The following is a 17,534-nucleotide window of genomic DNA, read 5'->3' on the forward strand; positions in this document are numbered from 1 at the left end:
TTTAAAATTAATTTACCAGGAAAAACAGCAGCCATGAAATCGGGATTTCAAGCCTTAATTTGCTGTACGCACGGATGTGGCGTAGTGCGCGTGCGAGGTGGGTTTTCACGGTTTCTGAGGAAATACGAAGCTTTTTAGCGATTTCATCCCGCTTCAATTCCTGCTCTTTACTCATCAGGTAAACCTGTTTTTGCTGCGCAGGCAAAAGCTCTACCGCCTGATGTACGATTTCAGCGATTTCCAGGTCGAGAATGCGGTTGTAAGTCGTGTTTTCCGCAACAGGCAGTTCAAGTTGGAGATCGTCGACAAGCTGTTGCTGCCGCGCCATTCGTTTGAGGGCAGAAAACACATGATTACGGGTCATGATGAAAAGATAGTCCTCGAAACCGGCGATTTCAGCCAATGCTTCTCTTTTTACCCATAATTTCAAAAACACGTCCTGAACAACTTCCTCAGCCAAAAAACTGGAATGGGTAAGCCGGAATGCGGCGGAGTAAACTTTGTCGCGGTACCAGTGAAACAGGATGGCAAATGCCTTTTCGCTGCCTGCTGCAATATCAGTCAGCAACTCCGTTTCATTATGTAACGCGTCTATCTTCAATGGAATACATGGCAGATTTGCACAAATGTAACATCAAAAACGGATCAAATAGGAAAATGCTGATATAAAATGTTGATATTTTAAAAAGGGAGAAGAGGGAAGAAAGGGAGAAAGGAGGAAAGGGAGGAGTGGATTTCCCTTTCTTCCCCTTCCTCCCTTTCTTCCCCTTCCTCCTTATTTCAAAACCTTCCTCATCTTCCGGTAAATCTCCGTATTCTCATATACTCCCCGGAAATCCAGCGAATGCGGGCCGTAGGCGAATACCGGTACCATAATGCCGGTGTGGTCGCCGGTACTGAACTGGCCGTCTACATAGCCGGTTTTCAGGTTGCCGTCCAGGAGCGTGAGGCCTCCGGTCTCATGGTCGGCGGTGACGATCACGAGCGTTTCGCCATTGGAATCGGCAAAGCGTAACGCCTCTCCTACCAGTTTGTCAAAATCGAGCATTTCCGTCACAACATAAGGCACAATGTTCGCGTGACCGCCGTAATCTACCTGCGCGCCTTCGGCCATCATGAAAAAGCCTTTCGGGTTTGATTGCAGCGATTGAAGTGCTTTTTGAAAAGAATCTTTGAGGAAATCGCCACGGCCGTTAAGCATAGATACAGTGTGTCTATCATCCAGCAAGACGAACGGTGCATTCATTTGGGGAAGGTCGTTCCAGTTATCCGAGACCTGGAAACCGCGTGCTTTCAGCGAATCGGCCGTTTTGGTTTTGGCGAAATGGCTGTAACCGCCGCCAATCAGCACATCGACGGGCTCTTTCGGATAATCGGTAGCGATCTCGTCCATCATGCTCCGCTCCGGCCGGTGCGCGTAAAAGGCAGCCGGCGTAGCATCGGTAATGTCGCCGGCCGAGATGAGCGCCGACTTCCGGCCTGTCGCTTTTACCTGGCGGATAATGGACGGCACGGCGACCAGGTTGGAATCGACGCCAATAGCCCGGTTCCTCGTTTTGTTACCGGTAGCGAATGCCGTAGCGCCCGCAGCGGAATCGGTGATGTAATTATCCGAAGAAGCCGTTTTTGAAAAGCCTATATTCAGGAATTTGCCCAGATTGAGCTCACCGCGATTCGCCGTAAGTCCGGAGTAAATCTGCGCAAGCCCCATTCCGTCGCCGATCAGCAAGATGATGTTTTTCACCTTGCCGAGTGCGTCATTGTTTTTATAGGTAGGCTGATAGGACTTGTAAAATTCTGCCGACTTGTATTCAGCATTCTTGCGGCCGCTCAGAAATGTCCCCAGTTCGGCCACGTGGTCGGTATTAATGTAATCTGCACCGAGGTTCATCAGTACCTTCCAGGCATTGATATTATCGGGGCTCGCCCAGAAACGGAACGGCTTGCCGATTGAATGCGCCTGAGAGATCGCGTCCACGAGCAGCTTGCGGTCTTTTTCTACGGGAATGCCCTTTCCATTCCACTGAGAATATTTGTGAAAATCCTGGCTGATCATTCCCAGGCGAGCCGCTTGCACAGCCGTATAGCTGATGCCCGGACGGCCATCGAAGAAAATGTAGGCTGGGTATTGTTCAAACTGGTCCGCCGGGGGGGTGTTACCGCTTACTACCACTTTCACGGAACCTTTCGGGGCCAGCAGCGCCTCATGGGGTGCGAGTGCTTTCACCAGTGCCGGCAAAGTAGTTTGGTAGTTGGTTTTGAGATCCACCAGCAGGGTCATCACGCGGCTTTTATCTTTATAGATGCTTCCCTGATTTTTACTGATTTGCTTAATGATCTGCTGCAAATACAATTTGTCGAAAGTACGGTCAGCGCTGATATCCCTGGAATCGTGTGCGACGAAAAGCGTATCGTTGCGAAAATGCACATCGGCCTCCACCGAACCGAACTGATGCTGGTACGCGAGTGCGAACGGCGCCGCCTGCATGTAATCGTTGTGCGAATGCGCGCGCGACAATGGATTATCGCTTCCATTCTGAGCGGAAACTGCCCAGGGCAGAAGGGCAAAAAGAACAATGGATAGTCGGGAAAAAGCTTTCATGAATGGTTATCCCGGAGGTTTGAGCAACGGGGCATTGAGCAGGTTATCAGTGTTAAAAAATAAAACTGCCGCGAAGTTAGCGCGCGAAACCTACGATTGCACCTCAAAAGAGACCTTACGGTTGAAAAATAACGTATTCTTAACAATTTGGAATTATCCTGACCATACGCGGCTGGTAGCTTTGGGCATACCAACCGGCATGTTATGTGGTCATCTTTGTTTCTTGATAAAAACAGGTTTTTCAGATCCGCTTCCTGGCTGCTTATCTTTCTCTTTCTTTCCGAAGCCACTCCTGCAACCCGGGAGCAGAGCGAGAAATCGGGTTACCACCAACCGCAATTACCCCCAGATTCCCTCCACGCAGGCAGCTTTTCCGTCATTACGTACAACATCGCCGGTCTTCCGCAGGTCATTTGCAGCGCCGTCACCCCGAGAAAAGAGAGCATCTCCACCATTGGCCGCCTGCTCAACCGTTTCGATATCGCGCATGTACAGGAAGATTTCAATTACAACCAATACCTATATAACGGGGGCAACAACCATCCCTTCCGCACGCCCACCAAAGGGGCTGTCATGACCGGTGACGGCCTCAACACCCTTTCTAAATTCCCGGTAAAAGATCTCCGCCGCATCCCGTGGACCGATTGCACCGGCGCCGACTGTTTCACGCCCAAAGGTTTCACCTATACACGCATTGAAATCGCCCGCAACCGCTTCATCGACTTTTATAACGTGCATGCCAATGCGTACAACCACCCGCGTGCAGCCCTTGCGCGACGCCACAATATGGAGCAGCTAGCGACTTACATCCGGCTCCATTCAATGGGCAATGCTGTGATGGTGATGGGTGATCTGAACGGCCGTTACAGCTTCGGACTGGATAATGTGGATTGGTTGTTGAAGGAGAATGGGCTGAGTGATACATGGATACGGTTATATTGCAACGATATCATTCCTAAAAGAAAGGAAGGGTTGCCGCCTAATGACATTCTTTCCATTACTGATTCGACTGAAACGATCGACAAAATACTATTCCGAAGCAGCGCATCCATCAAATTGGAACCGTTCGAATATGTTTTGGAAAAGGAATTATTCTGCACAGGCAATGGGTTGCCGCTTTCCGATCACCACCCGATTTCCGCTCGGTTTAACTGGATATTAATTGAACCGACAATTACTTTCAATCCTTAAAGTAAAAGTCGTTCTACAATAAAATCCTATGGGTCTTAATACTCGATTACCATCGAATGTAGTAGAAAAATATCGACGCTTCTTTTTCATATAAAATTTGTAAAATATCCGCAACTCCATTCTATATTGCGGCACCGTTAAGCACCTCACATTTTACTGAACATTTTTTCATCTCTGTCAAATCGGACGAAAGGCATTTGCCTTCCGTGCAGATCTGTCTTGCTATTTCAACATTAAGGTGTTCCCCGAAAAACCTGTAACAGAGTAGGGAAAATTCACAATTCATGTACAATGAAAAAATCAGTACAATCGTCGCTGATGGCGGCAGCCCTTTTGCTATCGGTAACCTCCATTTCAGTTAATGCACAAACGGTTTCGCAGGATTCATCGCGTACGGCACGCACACAAAGCTTTTCGGGAACTGTTACTTATGATGGTTCGGGAGCGGGCACGGGAGGAAGTGAAGGAACCTATGTCGGTTATAATGCGGGAGCTGCGACAACCAGCGCAAAAAATTCCTTTTTTGGTGCATACAGCGGTACCGCAAACACAAGTGGCACTTACAACACGTTCCTTGGGGCATATAGCGGATACAGCTCAACAACAGGCGGTTCCAATACTTTTGTGGGTTATCATGCCGGATATTCCAACACCGGCGGCGGAATGAATACATTTATCGGAAACCTGTCGGGAAAATTCAATACAACAGGTACTTGGAATACATTTCTAGGACTTCACTCGGGTTATAGCAACCAGACCGGCCAATCCAACGTCTTCCTGGGAGGCAACGCGGGGTACAACAATTTAACCGGACAAAGAAATGTTATCGTTGGCGCTTCCGCAGGTTTTTCAGGTACTGCGGGAGATGGAAACGTGTTTCTCGGGAACAACGCCGGAAATACGGAAATGGGCAGCAACAAATTATACATTGCAAATTCAAATACAACAAGCCCGCTCATCAAAGGAGATTTTGCCACAAGCCAATTGGTATTTAACGGCAAAGTTGGTGTAAATACATCCACATTTCCTACCTCGGTTGGCGGCGCTGATGTAAGCGCGTATCAGTTGTTTGTGAAAGGTGGAATATTAACGGAAGAAGTGCGGATCCGGACAGGTTGGGCCGATTATGTTTTCCAACCTCAATATCAATTGAAAAGCTTAGCTTCTGTCGAGAAATTCATCAAAGAAAACGGCCACTTGCCTAATGTTCCTTCTGCCAAGACAGTTGAGAATGAGGGTTTGAGCCTTGGAGAAATCGCTAAAATCCAGCAAGAGAAAATTGAGGAATTAACGCTTTACCTGATTGACATTCAAAAAAAGCTGAACGCTCAGGAGGCTGAAATCAAAAGCTTGAAAGAGAAAGCAAATCACAATTAAACTCAAAGTGAACTATGAAAATATGGATATTTTCCCTGATCGCTTTGATGTCCGCCGGAATTTGTTGCGCTCAAACGGCCGAAGAAAAAGAAAAGATCAAGAAGAAAACGCGCGTCAGCGAGTTAAAGCAAATAGCTGAAAAAAGTGCGCGGGAATATGAGCAAAAGTTGAAAAGAATATCAAAGCCGAATACAGGCAAGCCTTCTACGCCGGGCCAGGTAGACGACCAGCAGCGAATCATAATGGACGTCGACAAAAACGGCAATCCAATTTACCTGACGCCTCTGGATTCCGATGGTAACGCAGCGGTCAAAGCTCCAAGTCTGTACACCGGCGGATCACTTGGTTTATCCGTAAACGGAGAAGGTATGACGGCAGGCGTCTGGGATGACGGTTCGGTACGTGCCACGCATATTTCTTTGGAAGGAAGAGCAGTTAACCTGAACACTTCCAGCGCTGCCAATCATGCTACGTTCGTAGCAGGCCAGATTGCTGCAACCGACATTTACAGTCCGATGAGGACCTACGGAAAAGCGGCCGGAATCGCGCCCAAAGCGAATATTCGGGCTTATGATGGAGCAAGCGACGAATCGGAGGTTGCGACCGAAATCGCAAATGGCCTTATTGTTTCGAATCACTCTTACGGGTTATCTTCGGGCAGCTATTATAGCAGTACCGCAAGAGCTTTTGACAACTTCTCGTACCTGGCCCCCTACTATGTTTCAGTGTGGGCCGCAGGGAATGCCAATATTCCAACGGGGACGGATCAAATTAACCCCTACGCCACGGGTAAAAACAGCATCGCTGTCGCAAGCACTGCACAGTTGGCCGCATATACTGGCCCCGGATCCGTCGTAAGAGCTGGACTTTCGAGCAGAGGGCCATCCGATGATGGGCGCATTAAACCTGATATTGCCGCCAATGGCGAAAGTGTCAGTGGTATCATGGCATCTGCCGACAACGCATTCATCAATACAACAGGCGGCGGTACCGGGACTTCGTTTGCTGCACCCACTGTTACTGGCGCCTTGCTTCTTCTGCAACAGCATTACAACAACCTGAACAGCCAGTTTATGCTGGGTTCAACGGTTAAGGGCCTGATGTTGCACACTGCCGCAGAAGCGGGAAGCAATCCAGGACCTGACATTACCTTCGGCTGGGGTTTCCTGGATGTGGAAAAAGCGGCAAATGTCATCACCAACAATGGTGGTAAATCTGCAATCCTGGAAGATTCGTTGCGGAACGGCACTACATTCTCGCGAGAGCTGGTAGCCTCGGGAACCGAACCGCTGGTGGCAACGATTTGCTGGACCGACACGGCCGCTACGGCGGTTACCGTCGATAACGATCCGACCATTAAATTGATAAACGACCTCGATCTTCGCCTGGCTGGCAACAGCAGCACCTATTTTCCCTGGAAACTCGACAGCACCAACTACAACGGCTCAGCCCTGCAGGGTGATAACATCCGCGACAATATCGAGAAAATCGAGATTCCAAACCCCGTTGCAGGTCAAACCTACACTTTGACAGTATCCCACAAAAATACGCTGTACAAAAACGGGCAATGGTTTTCGGTGATTATCTCGGGTTTACAGGAATGCGTTGCCAACAGAACCATTCTTTCGGGCGTGAATTATCCATCTCTTGACCAGCAACAGGCATCGGCTACTATCACGGCTAAAAACACGATCAGTAACGGTGGTAAGGCCATTTACCACGCCGGCAATGAAATACTGCTCAAAGACGGCTTCACCGGTCTGGCAGGCTCGGAAGTTCGTGCCTACCTCGAAGGCTGTACGAACGACTACAATGCTCGTACGGCTTCGACGGAACGTACCGTGGTAACCTATCCGACCACGCCACAGTCAGCTGAAAACACCGAACTCCCCGAAAATGCCGTATACCCCAATCCGGGCACAGGCGTCTTCCGCGTGAAGCTCGACGGCATTCCTTCGGGCAAAGTGGAGGTTACCGGAACCGACGGGAGGGCGATGTTCGACAAATCTTTCAAAAACCAGTCTGAAATGGAGGTGGACATCAAAAATTCCTTGCCGGGAATCTACATTCTCCGCGTGGTGTCCGACCAGAAAGTGCTGACTAAAAAAATCGTCAAAAAATAGACTATTGTTGTGGTAGTGTAAAAGTGGGCACCGGCTTTGGTGCCCACTTTTTTATGGCCTACGACTGAACCAACACCGGGAAATTCTCCACCGTCTCCTGAATGCTCTTCCTGAACTGAAACGGCGTGAGACCCGTAAACTCTTTGAAATTGCGGATAAAATGCGATTGGTCGGCATATTCCTGCTCGAAGGCGATATCGGAAAGTTTGTCGTACGACTGGCTGCGGAGCTGGTTGAGCGAGGCCTGGAAGCGGCATATCCGCGCAAACAGCATCGGCGACAGCCCGATTCCTTCCTGAAAACGCCTTTCCAGCGTGCGTTCCGATATCTGCAATTCCTGCCGCAGGTCCTTCATCGAAACATTGCCCTGCGATTGAATGATCCGTTGTAAGGCATAACGCGTGGCGGCTTGCAGGGTGTGATCATTGCGACAAATCTGCTCCCAGAGGCATTCGGAAAGGATATTGGCCTTGAATTCTACATCGGAGGTGCTTCTCAACCGCTCGATGAGTCTCTTCCCATTCAGGAACAAATCCAGATCGAGGCAATCGTTGGTCAGCTCGTGGGAATCCATGCCGAATACGGATTTCAAGGCATGCGGATAAAAGTAAACGCCTATTGTGCTGAAAGTGGCCGGTGAAACGATACGGGTATGCGCCGTCGATTGCCCGTACATATAAACAGGCGACAGTTGTTTACCCTCCTGAAACGACGCGCCCTCGAATTCCTGAAAAACGATGCCCGGAGAACCGTCGGCGATGGTGACGAAATGAACCTGCTCATCGGGCTGGCCGGTGCTTTCCAACGCCCAATAGTACCGGACGTAATCCTGCAAATGCGGCGGTGGCTGGATCTGATGATATTTCATGGCTGATATGCTGACACAGCAAGTTACCGATTTTCTTAAAACAATTCCTTCAGATAAGCCCGGACACCCACCGGTTTGCGACCGAGGAAACCTTCCAGCGAGTGGTGCGTCTTTTCGAACTCCCCGGCACGGATGCTGTCGGCCATGCTCGCATAAAAGCCCGCCTCATCTTCCCCCAGGCCGAAACCGAGTAATCCTTTACGGTAATCTTCCGCTGAAATGTCTGTATGCGCGGCCTCCTGGTAACCTGCTATTTCCTTTAATGTCAATGCAATGTCGGCAAAACTGAACGCTTCCGGGCCCGTAATATCATGCGTGGTATTGTCGAATGCAGGCCCGGTGAGGACATTGCAAAGCGCCTCGGCAATGTCCTTGCGCGACGCGAAGCTCACACGACCATGGCCCGACGGGTAGAAGATCCGGCCGTCGCCCATAGCTTCGCCGATAAACAGCGGGATGGTTTCGTGGTACATACTATTGCGGAAAAACACGTAGCGCATGCTGCTCTGCCGGATCAGTTCCTCGGTATTCCGGCAAATATGCGCCGCGTGGAAGTGCGCCGACTCATGCGGGAAAAGCGTGCTCGTGTAAACGATTTCCCGTACGCCGCATTTCGCCGCTGCATGCACGACCCGCGTCTCCTGCGCCAATGCACGCACCCCTGTGGCCGAAGCGGAGATCTGCAAAAGCCTGTCCACACCGGTCAGCGCCTTTTCCAGTGATTCCTGGTCTTCATAGTCCGCCGTACGGATGTGAATGCCCGAACCCGCGTACTCGGCGAGCTTTTCGGCGTCCCGCACGATGGCGACGATGTTTCGGGGTAATGTCTTTTTCAATAAAAAGGAAAGGGTGGCTTTCCCAAGGTTTCCGTTTGCTCCTGTAATGGCTATCATGGTTTTATTTGTTTTTGTTTAAGGCAAAACTAGAAGCCACCCGTCCCTCAAAATAGAACAAAACCGTCACGCCCGATTTTTCCGTGCGGAAACCCTGATTTTTCACAATCATCCTTAGATTTGATCACACGCCCGGATATGCATATCAGTATTATGGAGAATTACAGTATCGTTATCTTTATCATGACCATCATGATCGGCCTTTCCGCCATGGCCGACAGTGTCAAAATACCCTACCCTGTCCTGCTGATTACCGCGGGGATCGCCATCGGTTTCATCCCTACCCTACCGGTCATCGAACTCAATCCGGAAGTAGTATTCCTGATCTTCCTGCCGCCGCTGCTCTACGACGCCGCGTTCAATATCAATTTTCAGGATTTCAGGACCAATATCAGCACCATCAGTACGCTCGCCATTTCGCTGGTATTCATCACCGCATCCGGTATCGCGGCCATCGCCTATTACCTCATTCCCGGTATGACCTGGCCGCTGGCGTTCGTTCTCGGCTCTATTCTGTCGGCTACCGACGCCGTTGCTGCCATGAGCATTACCAAAGGCCTGGGCCTTTCTTCCAAAACCAATACGATTCTGGAAGGTGAAAGCCTGGTCAACGACGCATCCGCGCTCGTTGCTTACCGGTTTTCGGTTGCCGCAGTGACCGGCTCGGCATTCATATTCTGGAAAGCCTCCGCCGAGTTCGCGGTCCTGCTTTTGGGTGGCGCAATCGTGGGGTTGGTGATAGGGCGCATTTTGGGCGTCATCATTATGCGAATCCATCACAATGCGCAGGCGACGATCGGGATGATGCTCCTGATGCCGTTCGTGGCCTATCGGGTGGCAGAAGAACTCGAAGTATCGGGCGTGATCGCTGTCGTCATCCTCGGCCTGGGCATTGCCGATTTTAGCAAGAAAATATTTCCCGACCGCCTCAAACAGCAATCCAAAACGATCTGGGAGATCATTATCTTCCTGCTCAACGGCCTTATATTTATTCTGATAGGGTTACAATTCCCCTATGTGATCAAGAACATCAGCAGCGACCAACTCCTTCCCTACATTGGCTATGCCTTCATTATCACGATCATAGCCCTCGCCCTGCGGATGATCCGGGTTTTCTGGCAACGGGCCAACCTGCAAAAAGGCTTCGAAAGCGGCCGAGGCAGGATCAGCGAAAACGCCTTGCTCGATTTCAAAAACAGTCTCATTATCAGTTGGTCGGGCATGCGCGGCATCGTCTCCCTCGCCATCGCAATCGGTCTGCCCACGCACCTGCAAGACGGCACGCCATTTCCCATGCGCGACGCGATCATCTTTATCTCGGTGGCTGTTGTGTTGTTTACATTAATAGGCCAGGGCCTGACGCTGCCATGGATTGTGAAGCGGTTGGAGTAGCAATATCCTCCTGATTTTTTTATTCAATCGGTTACATGGGAGTTCGGAGTCGCGGAAATTTCCATTATTTTCGCAAAATACTTATCAACTTATCCTTCCTATGATCAGATTTCTATCAGTGTTTTTTGTCGTCCTGCTCTCTTTATCATCACTAAGAGCCCAGACGGATTCTTCTCTTGCCGACACTTCTCAGGCTACCGTACAGGCTGAACTTCAAAAAGTGATCGAGCGCGACAAACAAATAAAGTATCAAACAGGCTCCGTAGAAGTCAACTCCGAAGTAAAGCTTACCATACCGGCTGGTTATAAGTTTATGCCTAAATCAGACGCAGAGTTTGTCGTATTCGACTTTTGGGGTAATCCGCGGCGGGACGATTTACTTGGAATGGTTGTCAAGCAGGATTATTCCATCGCCGATCCTGCCGCTTGGGCGTTCATTGTTTCCTATGAAAAATCCGGGTTTGTCAAGGACGAAGACGCTGCCGACATGGATTACGACGAAATGATGGACGAAATGAAGGAAAGCGAAGCAGCGGAAAACGAAGAGCGTCAAAAACAGGGATTTGGTCCAATACATATGATCGGCTGGGCCTCCAAGCCCTACTACGACAAGGGAAACAATATCCTGCACTGGGCAAAGTCAATTGTTTTCGGCGACGCTATCGATACAACACTAAACTATGATGTACGAATCCTCGGCCGCAGAGGGATTCTGAGCCTTAACGCGGTTGGCACGATCAATCAGATTTCGGACATCAAACAACACATTCCCGACATTATTCACATCGCAAAATTCAAAGAGGGAAGTCGTTATATTGACTTCGATCCCGAAGTAGATGAGGTGGCCGCGTATACGATTGGGGGCCTGGTAGCGGGCAAACTGCTCGCAAAAGCAGGTATCCTAGCCCTGCTGCTTAAAAACATCAAACTTGTACTACTGGGAATTGGTGTGTTTTTCGGCGCTATCCGGAGCAAAATCGCAGGTCTGTTCGGTAAAAAGAAACCGCAGACCGAGCCTGAAATAGCCGAGTCAAGCAATTCCGACACTGAACCTACACCAGAAAGTTGATCACATTAGGTATAATTGCATTAACCGTCATTCTCTCCCTGCTTTGCTTTTCAAACAGGGAGAGCTTCGACCGTCTCACACTGGTGCCTTACCAGATGCGGCACGACAAGTCCCAAGCATACAGGCTCGTCAGTCACGCGTTTATCCACGCCGACGTCGGCCACCTTCTTTTCAATATGCTCACGTTATTTTTATTCGGGAGTGAAGTCGAAAAGGGCATTCTCGCGCCCACCGAATTTGTCGTGTTCTACCTCATGGCAATTCTATTTTCGTCATTGCCTTCATACCAGAAAAACAAGGCCAATCCGCAGTACGCCGCCGTCGGGGCTAGTGGTGCGGTGTCAGCGATCATGTTTGTCATGGTTCTGTTTCAGCCGTGGTCGGTGATTTATCTGAAATTCATTATCCCGATATATTTTATCCTTTTCGCTTTCGGTTATTTGGGTTACTCTTATTATCAAAGCAAAAAAGGCGGTAGTAACATTGGTCACGACGCACATTTGTACGGTGCGCTTTTTGGACTGGCGTACATGCTTGTCGTTCATCCGGGAAGCCTGCGAATATTTCTGGACAGGATTGTCGAGGCTCCGTTTTTTAAACTAAAAGGCGCCGTCAAAATTTTTTCGCCATTTTCCACCTTTCTTAACCCAGGTTAATGTTTCCGGTCACGGCCGCCCCTAGTTTTGTCCTATCAAATCAAGCACAGCAAGACAAAACGAATATTTAATCTCAAAACCTTTTAAGATCATGGAAACTCTGAATATCATCGACCCAGCCAACGACCCTGCCATTTTTGAAGATGTAAAAACTTTCCTCAACGCCCTGAACTCCGGAGGTGGAACTCCACTGGAACAACTTTCCCCCGCCGATGCGCGTAACGTGCTCGTAGGAGCCCAAAACTCGGTAGAAGTGGATTTGTCCGGCATTGAAACAAGCGAAAAAACCATCACACAGGACGGTCTTACCGTTAAACTCGATATTGTCAAACCAGCAGGTACTACCGAAAAACTGCCCGTCTTTATCTTCATTCACGGCGGCGGCTGGGTGTTGGGCGACTTCCCAACCCACAAACGCATTGTCCGCGACCTGGTCGTTTACTCCGGTGCAGCAGCGGTTTTTGTGAACTACACACCATCGCCCGAAGCGCAATACCCGGTGGCTATCAATGAAATATATGCAGCAACCAAATGGGTGGCCGAACATGGCGACGAGATCAACGTCGATGGCAGCAGGCTGGTAGTAGCAGGCAACAGCGTGGGCGGCGACATGGCTGCTGTAACTGCCCTGAAAGCCAAAGACAACAACGGCCCGGAAATCAAATTGCAGGTGCTGCTCTGGCCGGTGACCGACGCGAATTTCGAGACAGGCTCTTACAACCAGTTTGCGGAAGGCCGCTTCCTGACCAAAAACATGATGAAATGGTTCTGGGATAACTACACGACCAATCCCGAAGAAAGAAAACACCGCTACGCCTCGCCATTGCAGGCAACCACCGAACAGTTGCAGGGCCTTCCTCCCGCCCTCGTGCAAACCGCCGAAAACGACGTTCTCCGCGACGAAGGTGAAGCATATGCACGTAAACTCGAGGCCGCAGGCGTTAAAACAACATTGGCCAGATATCAGGGGTTAATCCACGATTACGGCCTGCTCAACCCACTGGCCAACGTTCCCGCCGTACAAGGAGCATTGCTTCAAGCAGGCGCCGCAATCCGCGAGGCTTTGAAATAAATTTAGGAAATACTACTACACCAAAACGGGTTATGCGAAAGTGTAACCCGTTTTTTACATTCATTGATTTATATCAGCCAGAATATCAGTTATTTATAAATATTTTTCAAAAAAATAAGAGAAAAACATGAATATTCGTCCATTTTTTGTGTCTAGATTTTGAGTAAGCGGCTAAATTGCCGCACCTAAATCCTTACAGTGATTCTATGACGCAAAGACAATCCGGGGTGATCGCCGTCTTTTCAGGCTATCTGCTCCTGGCCATTACAGTTTACCGGTGGCAACTTTTCACACACTTCGTTTGGACCATTCTGCTCTTTAAAGCACTGGTACCCATTGCATTTGTTTTCTTCTGCTGGTCTATTACCCGCTTGTTCAAACTACCTTTCTGGACGGCACTGCTCGTGCCGCTGACCGTGGAAATGGCGTCCTGGTTTTACATCCGGCACACGATCGCGGTTAATCAGGACACAGATCGCCATGAGGTGGGCGTGCTCGAAAAGTGGATCAATTACCGCGATGTGATCCAGTTCAACCGCCATTTCGCCAGTTACTCACCCGATCTGGGGTATGTATTGCGGCCCGGAAGCGAAGGGGTACATTCCAGCCTCGAATATAGTAATGCATTTAAAGTCAACAGCTTCGGAGTTCGCGACGACGAAAGTTCGCTCGACAATCCCAGGCTCGTTTTCCTTGGCGATTCTTTTACCATGGGCTGGGGTGTGGATCAAAACCAGACCTACGCCGACCTAACAGGACGGAAACTGGGCGTCAAAACATTGAATGCAGGTATTTCTTCATATGGTACCTACCGCGAAATGCTGCTTTTCTCCAAAATCAAAAGGGACTCCGTTGACCTCGTCGTGCTGCAATATTGCGACAACGACCGGGAGGAAAACGAAGCCCGTAATGAGCCTGATAACCAGGGCCAGCTTCTGACACCCCAAACATTTGAAAATACGGCGATCTTCAACCGCATTAACGAAGGCTATTATCCGATGCGTTACACCTACTTTCTTGTCCGGGAGAAAGATTTGCTCAAACGGATCTGGACTAGCCCTGTGCAGGTGTTCAACGAACTCGGCGGCGCTCTGTCGGCCTGGTCAACAGGTCGTCAACTGGCCGTAATAACACCGCCGGATATCAAAACCCCTGCCGAAACGAAGGCGCACACCGAATATTTCTTCAAATCGCTCGCCAGGATCCGCAAGTTCTACAAAGGGAACATCGTGATCATGCACATCGACGGCCGCTACACGCGCCCCGAAATGATCCACGCATTTGAAGCAGAGGCGAAACGGACCGGCGACGAGCATTTGTATTTCCTCCACACCTACGAGTTGCTCAAAGCACAGGACTATTATCCTGTCGACGGGCATATCCGGGCCTCGGGACATGCGAAAATTTCAAACGCATTGGTGAAAATGATCCGCGAGCAGGGGCTGCTTACGCGCTGATGCGTTCCATGCGCCGGCCGAAAATGCCGATGATTTCCTTCGTTTTCCGACGGCTTACGACGGCCTCGTTACCGCAGCGCATTTTAAGGGCGCGACCGTCCTCCGCACATCCGATCACATAATCCGCATTCACAAGAAACGATTTGTGGACGCGGACGAAATTGCCGTCGAGCCTGCACGCAAGCCATTTCAGCGTTTTACAGATCAGGTATTTCCTTCCCGCTGATGTGTATACGTAGGTGTAATTCCCTTCGCCTTCGAGCAGGGTGATGTGCTCGGCGCCAATGGTAATGGTCCTGCCCATGAAGTGCACTGATATATGTGCAGGTTTGGGGCTTACCGCGTCCCCGGGCGGATTAAAAGGAGCAAAAGTAGTCATATATAAGTATGGCGCTGATCGTTGGAAAAATGGGCCGGGCCGGAAGCGTTGACAGATGACGGCAGCCTAGCGTACGTTCACGTTAAAGCTGCCGTCCGTCAGTGTGCGTTTGAGTGTGCCTGTCGCGTCTACGGCGGTCAGGCTGAAAGTGCCCTGGACATTGGTGTCCGTTCTCTTGGTGATCGTTATCGAGCCGCTACCCCCGTTGATGGTCGAGAAATCCTGCTTGTCGAATGTCATCACGGCAAAGTTTACCGAGTTGATAGGGAATGTACCTTCCTTCACCGTTTTGGGCAATGCGATGGCCACGACATCGCTCGTCTTGCTATCGAGTCCGTAAATCGCGTAATAGAGATCGTTGGCGGGAAAGCTGGCCAATGCGTAGGAAAAATCCGGGGCATATTCCTTGCCATCCACTTTTACCTTAAAACCAGCCGCGCCGGTTGCCGGATCGGGGTTCACGTCGTCGCTCTTTTTGCTGCAACCTGTCAGGATTGTGACGCTTAAAACGGATAGGATGGTCAGTAATCTGAAAGTTTTCATGGAATTGATTAAGTTAAAGAAATGTGTAGTAATCGTTTGACATTTCAAAACTAATATGCATCGGACAGCCCGTGTAACCCACTACACATCAGGCGGGTTTGAGTTTAAACCCGGCGAAGGCCGGCCTAAATCCGGTACCGCTCTCTGGTATCTGGCAGGAATTAGCTATGTTAGGACCGTCGCATAACAGCTTCCGCCCAATTGCATACTACATGGACCTGATTCTTTATCTGAGACAACACATCACATTATCCCCCGAATTGGAAGCCCAGGTGCAGGAAGCTTTCAAGAAGGAAGAATTGCCGAAAGGATACCGGCTATTGTCCCCCAACAATTTTTCCCAAAAGGTATTTTACATCGAAAAAGGTGTAGTACGCACCTATTATATCAAAGACGGTAAGGATATCACGCACTCATTTATTCTGGAAGGGACTTTCTTTGTCTCGATAGAAAGTGCCTTTTTCAACAGCCCTTCGCCATATGGTGCCGAGGTTTTGGAACAGAGCACTATTCGCACAATCCCTTACCAGGACCTTGAAAAAGTCATCGACGGCTTCCAGCCATTGCAGAAACTGAGCCGGCTCGTGATGATTGGTGCGGTGAAAACATTTTCGGACAAATTGTATTCGATCCAGTTTCAATCGGCTCAGGAACGGTACAATTCCATGCTCGAAAAATTCCCGGACATCATGCTCCGCGTACCGCTCGGGCACATTGCCTCCTACCTGGGCATTACCCAGGAAACCCTTAGCAGGATCAGGGCAGGAAAAGTTTGACATTTTTTCGATCTTGGGATACTTTTTGATTTAGATCAAAAGCATTGCCATCAATCGGGGCCAATTTTGCGCCAGGATATTAAACCTAACGGTCGTCCATTCTATGAAAAGCAATCCTATCTATCTCATTCTCACGATGGCTACGCTGGCTGGCTGCAACAAAGCCACCGATCAGGCCAAATCAGTTGAAAAGCCCCTCCCGGTCGTAACCCGCCAGGCGCAGAACATTTCTGCCAACAACCAGATTTCCGTCAGCGGCAACATCGAAGGCAACAAAACGGTACGCCTCGGTTTTATGGTAGGCGGAAAGATCAGCTACATCGCCGCCGCCGAGGGCCAGCTTGTGAAGCAAGGCCAGCTCCTGTCGAGCCTCGATCCCGGTAATTACAGCATTGCCAAGGAACTGGCCGACGTTCAGGTAGCTCAGGTACAAGACGAATACGACCGGCTGAAAGTCATGCATGACCGCCGCAGCCTCAGCGAAAGCGATTTTGCCAAAGTTGGTTTCGGCTTGCAGCAAGCGCGCGCCCAGGAGAAGCTGCACGCCAAAAACCTGGCCGATACGAAGCTGTTTGCGCCGATCAGCGGCGTAATGCTTAAAAAAATGGCCGAGGTAGGCGAGATCGTCGGTGTAGGCACGCCGCTCTTTGTGGTATCCGACATCCGGACAGTGAAAGTCAATGCGTATATCCCCGAAAGTGAATTGCACAATATTAAACTGGGACAACAGGCGAAAGTGCTTGTTTCGTCGCTCAGCGAGACATTTACGGGCAAAGTAACCGAAGTAGGTTCCGCTGCCGATGCGGCCTCGCGGGCATTTACCATTAAAATCGCCCTTGATAATCCCAAACTCCTCATCCGCCCCGGCATGATCGCCGAAGTGACGCTGGCATCCAACCAGTCCAAAAAAGCGCTGGTACTGCCTACCGAGGCTGTTTTACGCGACCTTGACAACCAAAGCTACGTATTCGTCGCCGATCCCGACCGCAAGATCGCATTGAAAAGAAAGGTTAGCCTCGGTCAACTCACCGACAACCAGATCGAGATCACGTCCGGCATCACCGAAACCGACCGCGTCGTAACAGGCGGGCAACACAAGCTGACCGACGGTACCGCCATTTCCATCACCCAATAAG

Annotated in this window: 16 protein-coding genes; 10 read left to right on the forward strand and 6 right to left on the reverse strand. The window is 50.0% G+C overall.

What is annotated here, in order from left to right:
• Positions 1-7: 7 nt before the first annotated feature.
• Both AAHB90_RS26630 and AAHB90_RS26635 read right to left on the reverse strand, forming a co-directional pair.
• Complete coding sequence (locus AAHB90_RS26630) at positions 8-601, reverse strand: RNA polymerase sigma factor (protein WP_342088277.1); 594 nt, start codon at positions 599-601, stop codon at positions 8-10.
• A 174-nt stretch (positions 602-775) separates the two neighbouring features.
• On the reverse strand, positions 776-2,602 hold the full coding sequence (locus AAHB90_RS26635) for an alkaline phosphatase (RefSeq protein WP_342088278.1): 1,827 nt from the start codon (positions 2,600-2,602) through the stop codon (positions 776-778).
• 204 nt (positions 2,603-2,806) lie between these two features.
• On the opposite strand from AAHB90_RS26635, the gene AAHB90_RS26640 reads away from it, so the two are divergent.
• From AAHB90_RS26640 to AAHB90_RS26650, 3 genes are all read left to right on the forward strand, one after another.
• Positions 2,807-3,793 (forward strand): endonuclease, encoded by a 987-nt coding sequence (locus AAHB90_RS26640; RefSeq protein ID WP_342088279.1) that lies wholly within the window; start codon positions 2,807-2,809, stop codon positions 3,791-3,793.
• Positions 3,794-4,084: 291 nt separating this feature from the next.
• The gene (locus AAHB90_RS26645; protein ID WP_342088280.1) at positions 4,085-5,170 is read left to right on the forward strand and encodes a hypothetical protein; all 1,086 of its coding nucleotides are present in this window, start codon (positions 4,085-4,087) and stop codon (positions 5,168-5,170) included.
• 14 nt (positions 5,171-5,184) lie between these two features.
• Positions 5,185-7,293, forward strand: a complete 2,109-nt coding sequence (locus tag AAHB90_RS26650) for a S8 family peptidase (protein ID WP_342088281.1) — start codon at positions 5,185-5,187, stop codon at positions 7,291-7,293.
• Positions 7,294-7,351: 58 nt separating this feature from the next.
• Here the strand turns inward: AAHB90_RS26650 and AAHB90_RS26655 are convergent, their stop codons facing one another.
• Positions 7,352-8,161 (reverse strand): AraC family transcriptional regulator, encoded by an 810-nt coding sequence (locus tag AAHB90_RS26655; protein WP_342088282.1) that lies wholly within the window; start codon positions 8,159-8,161, stop codon positions 7,352-7,354.
• Positions 8,162-8,196: 35 nt separating this feature from the next.
• Entirely contained in the window at positions 8,197-9,054 is an 858-nt protein-coding gene (locus tag AAHB90_RS26660) for an NAD(P)H-binding protein (protein WP_342088283.1), read from the reverse strand.
• 138 nt (positions 9,055-9,192) lie between these two features.
• Between AAHB90_RS26660 and AAHB90_RS26665 the strand changes: the two genes are divergently transcribed.
• The 5 genes from AAHB90_RS26665 (at position 9,193) to AAHB90_RS26685 (ending at position 14,700) form a co-directional block, all read left to right on the forward strand.
• On the forward strand, positions 9,193-10,446 hold the full coding sequence (locus AAHB90_RS26665) for a Na+/H+ antiporter (RefSeq protein WP_342088284.1): 1,254 nt from the start codon (positions 9,193-9,195) through the stop codon (positions 10,444-10,446).
• 100 nt (positions 10,447-10,546) lie between these two features.
• Positions 10,547-11,515, forward strand: coding sequence for a DUF2167 domain-containing protein (locus AAHB90_RS26670; protein ID WP_342088285.1), 969 nt, complete (start codon positions 10,547-10,549; stop codon positions 11,513-11,515).
• Positions 11,512-12,171 (forward strand): rhomboid family intramembrane serine protease, encoded by a 660-nt coding sequence (locus tag AAHB90_RS26675; RefSeq protein WP_342088286.1) that lies wholly within the window; start codon positions 11,512-11,514, stop codon positions 12,169-12,171. The genes AAHB90_RS26670 and AAHB90_RS26675 overlap by 4 nt, the downstream gene beginning before the upstream one ends.
• A gap of 91 nt (positions 12,172-12,262) precedes the next feature.
• A complete protein-coding gene (locus tag AAHB90_RS26680) occupies positions 12,263-13,243 on the forward strand; it encodes an alpha/beta hydrolase (protein WP_342088287.1) in 981 nt (326 codons plus the stop codon).
• 206 nt (positions 13,244-13,449) lie between these two features.
• On the forward strand, positions 13,450-14,700 hold the full coding sequence (locus AAHB90_RS26685) for an SGNH/GDSL hydrolase family protein (protein WP_342088288.1): 1,251 nt from the start codon (positions 13,450-13,452) through the stop codon (positions 14,698-14,700).
• Here AAHB90_RS26685 and AAHB90_RS26690 read toward each other — a convergent pair.
• Together AAHB90_RS26690 and AAHB90_RS26695 are read right to left on the reverse strand one after the other, a co-directional pair.
• Positions 14,690-15,004, reverse strand: a complete 315-nt coding sequence (locus tag AAHB90_RS26690; protein ID WP_342088289.1) for a LytR/AlgR family response regulator transcription factor — start codon at positions 15,002-15,004, stop codon at positions 14,690-14,692. The genes AAHB90_RS26685 and AAHB90_RS26690 overlap by 11 nt on opposite strands.
• A gap of 141 nt (positions 15,005-15,145) precedes the next feature.
• A complete protein-coding gene (locus tag AAHB90_RS26695; protein WP_342088290.1) occupies positions 15,146-15,622 on the reverse strand; it encodes a DUF6252 family protein in 477 nt (158 codons plus the stop codon).
• Positions 15,623-15,834: 212 nt separating this feature from the next.
• Between AAHB90_RS26695 and AAHB90_RS26700 the strand changes: the two genes are divergently transcribed.
• Complete coding sequence (locus AAHB90_RS26700; RefSeq protein WP_342088291.1) at positions 15,835-16,398, forward strand: Crp/Fnr family transcriptional regulator; 564 nt, start codon at positions 15,835-15,837, stop codon at positions 16,396-16,398.
• 103 nt (positions 16,399-16,501) lie between these two features.
• Positions 16,502-17,533: an efflux RND transporter periplasmic adaptor subunit gene (locus AAHB90_RS26705; protein ID WP_342088292.1), complete on the forward strand. Its 1,032-nt coding sequence runs from the start codon at positions 16,502-16,504 to the stop codon at positions 17,531-17,533.
• Position 17,534 lies beyond the last annotated feature (1 nt).

Source organism: Dyadobacter sp. OTU695, assembly GCF_038440355.1.
Taxonomy (GTDB): Bacteria; Bacteroidota; Bacteroidia; order Cytophagales; family Spirosomataceae; genus Dyadobacter.